Annotated in this window: 4 protein-coding genes and 1 pseudogene; 1 reads left to right on the top strand and 4 read right to left on the bottom strand. The window is 65.4% G+C overall.

What is annotated here, in order from left to right:
- The 4 genes and pseudogenes from CSW58_RS09130 to sdhC all read right to left on the bottom strand — a co-directional run.
- On the bottom strand, positions 1–626 hold a 626-nt coding region (locus CSW58_RS09130; RefSeq protein WP_099447072.1), incomplete at its 3' end, for a succinate dehydrogenase iron-sulfur subunit.
- Positions 627–636: 10 nt separating this feature from the next.
- Positions 637–2,424: pseudogene (gene sdhA / locus CSW58_RS15795) on the bottom strand (succinate dehydrogenase flavoprotein subunit).
- Positions 2,424–2,837 carry a succinate dehydrogenase, hydrophobic membrane anchor protein gene (gene sdhD / locus CSW58_RS09120; protein ID WP_099447071.1) on the bottom strand — a complete coding sequence of 138 codons (414 nt, stop codon included), beginning with the start codon at positions 2,835–2,837 and terminating at the stop codon, positions 2,424–2,426. The pseudogene sdhA and the gene sdhD overlap by 1 nt, the downstream one beginning before the upstream one ends.
- Positions 2,837–3,247 carry a succinate dehydrogenase, cytochrome b556 subunit gene (gene sdhC, locus CSW58_RS09115; RefSeq protein ID WP_099447070.1) on the bottom strand — a complete coding sequence of 137 codons (411 nt, stop codon included), beginning with the start codon at positions 3,245–3,247 and terminating at the stop codon, positions 2,837–2,839. The genes sdhD and sdhC overlap by 1 nt, the downstream gene beginning before the upstream one ends.
- A 176-nt stretch (positions 3,248–3,423) precedes the next feature.
- Between sdhC and CSW58_RS09110 the strand changes: the two genes are divergently transcribed.
- On the top strand, positions 3,424–4,185 hold a 762-nt coding region (locus CSW58_RS09110; protein ID WP_143755145.1), incomplete at its 3' end, for a PAS domain-containing protein.

Below are 4,185 nucleotides of genomic sequence, written 5' to 3'. Positions count from 1 at the left end.
CGGCTGTCGATCAGCCAGCGATAGGCATGCAGAAGAACCGCCGGGCCCAGATACTTGTCGCCGTTCCACCAGTAGCTGGGGCACGAGGTCGAGCAGCAGGCGCAGAGGATGCACTCATAGAGGCCGTCCAGCTTGGCGCGGTCCTCGGTCGACTGCAGCCATTCGCTTTGCGGCTCGGGCGTGTCGGTGTGCAGCCAGGGCTCGATCGAAGCGTACTGGGCGTAGAACAGGGTCAGGTCGGGGATCAGGTCCTTGACCACCGGCAGATGCGGCAGAGGACTGATCTGCACGGCCTTGCCAGGCGTTTCAGCGTGGCCGTGGGTACAGGCCAGCGTATTGCGCCCGCCGATGTTCATGGCGCAGGAGCCGCAGACGCCTTCACGGCACGAACGGCGGAAGGCCAGGGTCGGTCGGTCGATGCTGTTCTTGATGTACAGCAGGGCGTCCAGCACCATCGGACCGCAGGCGTCGAGATCGACGTCATAGGTGTCCCAACGCGGATTGAGGCCGGTCTCGGGGTCGTAGCGATAGACCTTGAACGCGCGGGTGTTCTTGGCGCCGGCCGGGGCGGGCCAGTGCTTGCCGCTCTGGACCTTGGAATTTCTCGGGAGGGTGAGTTCAACCATCAGCTTGCCCTCAATAGACGCGTTGCTTGGGCGGGATGTAGTCGATGTCCTTGGACATCGTGTAGCTGTGCACCGGCCGGTAATCGATCGACACCTTGCCGGTGGTCGCGTCGAGCCAGGCCAGGGTGTGCTTCATCCATTCGACGTCGTTGCGATCGCCGAAGTCCTCGCGGGCGTGGGCGCCACGGCTTTCGGTGCGGTTGACCGCGCCGGCCACCGTGACGACGGCCTGACTGATCAGGTTGTCGAACTCCAGGGTCTCCATCAGGTCGGTGTTCCAGACCAGACCACGGTCGCTGACCTTGATGTCCTTGGCCTTTTCCCAGACCGTGGCCAGGCGCTGGGCCCCGCCGGCGAGGGTTTCGCCGGTGCGGAACACGGCGGCGTCCTCCTGCATGGCCTTTTGCATTTCCAGACGAAGGTCGGCGGTCGCCATGTTGCCATTGGCGTTGCGGAAGCGATCGAAGCGCGCCAGGTGAGCGTCGGTCTCGACAGCCTTCAGCTCGGGCTGGGTGGCCATGGGCTTGAGGATCTCGGCGCAGCGCAGAGCAGCGGCGCGACCGAACACCACCAGGTCGATCAGGCTGTTGGAGCCCAGGCGGTTGGCGCCGTGCACCGAGACGCAGGCCGCCTCGCCCACGGCCATCAGGCCGGGGATCACCTGGTCGGGATTGTCGCCCGACTTGGTGACGACTTCGCCGTGATAGTTCGTCGGGATGCCGCCCATGTTGTAGTGGACGGTCGGCAGGACCGGGATCGGGGCCTTGGTCACGTCGACGCCGGCGAAGACCTTGGCGGTCTCGGAAATCCCGGGCAGACGCTCGTGCAGGATCTTGGGATCCAGGTGATCCAGGTGCAGGAAGATGTGGTCCTTGTTGGGGCCCACCCCGCGGCCTTCGCGAATCTCGATGGTCATGGCCCGGCTGACCATGTCGCGCGGGGCCAGATCCTTCACGGAGGGCGCATAGCGCTCCATGAAGCGCTCGCCTTCCGAGTTGGTCAGATAGCCGCCTTCGCCGCGCGCGCCCTCGGTGATCAGGCAGCCGGCGCCATAGATGCCGGTGGGTGGAACTGAACGAATTCCATGTCCTGCAACGGCAGGCCGGCGCGCAGAGCCATGGCGTTGCCGTCACCGGTGCAGGTGTGGGCCGAGGTCGCCGAGAAATAGGCCCGGCCGTATCCGCCGGTGGCCAGGATCACCTGCTGGGCCTGGAAGCGGTGCAGGGTGCCGTCATCGAGTTTCCACGCCGTGATGCCGCGGCAGACGCCGTCGTCCATGATCAGGTCGAGGGCGAAATACTCGATGAAGAACTCGGTGTCGTGGGCCAGGGACTGGCCGTACATCGTGTGCAGCATGGCGTGACCGGTGCGGTCGGCCGCCGCGCAGGTGCGCTGGATCGGGCCCTCGCCATAGTTCTTGGTCATGCCGCCAAAGGCGCGCTGATAGATCTTACCCTCTGCCGTGCGGCTGAAGGGAACACCCCAGTGCTCCAGCTCATAGACGGCGGCCGGGGCGTTGCGGGTCAGATATTCGATGGCGTCCTGGTCGCCCAACCAGTCCGAACCCTTGACGGTGTCGAACATGTGCCAACGCCAGTCGTCCTGGCCCATGTTGCCGAGCGAAGCCGAGGATGCCGCCTTGGGCCGCCACGGTGTGGCTGCGGGTCGGGAAAACCTTGGTGACGCAGGCGGTCTTCAGGCCGGCCTGGGCGCAGCCGAGCGCCGCGCGCAGACCCGAGCCGCCGGCCCCGACGACAACGACGTCGAACTTGTGATCAATGAACTTGTAGGCCGACATCAAAGGGCTCCGGTGAGGGCGACCTTGAGGATCGAGACGACCCCCGCGGCGCCGGCCACGACGCAGACGAACAGGTTCGCCACGACGAGGACGGTCTTGGTCGTGAACCGCTCGATATAGTCTTCGATCACCACCTGGATGGCGCCCTTCAGGTGCACCAGGGCGACGACCAGTAGCAGGGCCAGCAGCACCGTATTGTGCGGTGCGGCGATCCACGAGGCCACGGCCTCCTGGCTGCGATAGGCAGGACCCGACAGACGCAGGCCGGCGAACACCGCCCACAGGGTCAGAGGGATCAGAGCCAGACCCGAGACCCGCTCGGTGATAAAGTGGCTGACGCCATGGCGCGAGGCGCCCATGCCGCGCGCGCGCGACAGCGGCGTGCGGAAACGGCCGGCGGACAAATTTGCCATTAGCTGAGCGCTCCGGTTTGGGCGGCGATGGCCCAGATCACGATCGCGCCCACGGCGGCGAAGGCGATGGCGGCCGCGCCCGTCATGTCGGCGGTCTTGAGGCTGAAGCCCAGGCCCAGGTCCCAGAAGCTCTGGCGAACCGTGTAGGCCAGGTTGAACAGCAGGGCGAAGGTCAGGCCAAACAGGACCAGCTTACCGAGCGGCGAGCCCAGCAGGCCAATGTACCAGCCGTAACACTCCGAACCCGAAGCCAGGGAGACGGCCCAGCCTGCGAGCAGCAGGGCGCCAAAATAGAGGGCGAAGATGCAGCCCCGGTGCAAGATCGAGCACGCCATGGTGACGTGCCAGCGCCACACCTGCAGGTGCGGCGACAACGGGCGCTCCGGAAGCCCCCCGCTCGACTCAGTCATGGATGGATCCAACCTCGTGGCTTTGTGCGTTGCGAGATGCTTTTAAGCGCGACAGAAGGGGTGTCAACGAAACCGCCCGTTTTGCGAAACGTTCTTACGACATTAGGGTAAAGCTTCTCGGGAACAGGAAGCTGCGCCGGTCCATTTTAACGATGCGCGGCGGGGGCGCGCTTGGCATGGTGGGACCCATCGACTTCGAAAACATCTTCGATCAAATTCCCAGCCCCTACATGATGCTGGATCGGCAGCTTCGCTATGTCGCCGCCAATCGCGCCTATCTGGAAGTTGTCGGTCGCGGATGGGACGAGCTCGAGGGCGTGCAGATCTTTGACGCCTTTCCGGCAGAAGGGGAGAGCCGAAGGACGCTGGAAGAGTCGCTGCTGCGCGCGCGCGATAGCGGCAAGATCGATGTTCTGCCCCTGATCCACTACGCCATTCAGCGGCCCCAGGCCCTCGGCGGCGGATTCGAGGATCGGCTCTGGAGCGCAACCCACACGCCGATCGCCGGCTCGAACGGCGAAACGGCCTATATCCTGCAGCACACCCAGGACGTCACCGAGATTCAGCGCCTGAAGGACGTCGCCTTCGGCGGTCGCGCCCTGGCGGCGGCGGCCGTTCTGGGCGAGGACGTGCTACGTCGCGCCGAGCTCGTCCAGACCCAGAGCGCCCAGTTGCGCCAGTTGTTCATGCAGGCCCCCGGCTTCATGGCGGTGGTGCGTGGACCCGACCACGTCTTCGAACTGGTCAACAACACCTATCTACAACTGATCGGCCACCGCGACGTGACCGGCCTGCCCCTGGCCCGGGCCTTGCCGGAGGTTGTCGACCAGGGATTTGTGAGCCTGCTCGATCGCGTTCGGATCACCGCCGAGGCCTTCGTCGGTCGCGAGATCAAAATCTCGCTGCAGCGCGAGGCGGACACCTCGCTTGAGGAGCGG

This window comes from Caulobacter sp. B11 (assembly GCF_002737765.1).
Classification (GTDB): Bacteria; Pseudomonadota; Alphaproteobacteria; order Caulobacterales; family Caulobacteraceae; genus Caulobacter.
Note: the sequence above shows the minus strand (reverse complement) of the source record. Positions and strands in the feature narration are given on the sequence as shown.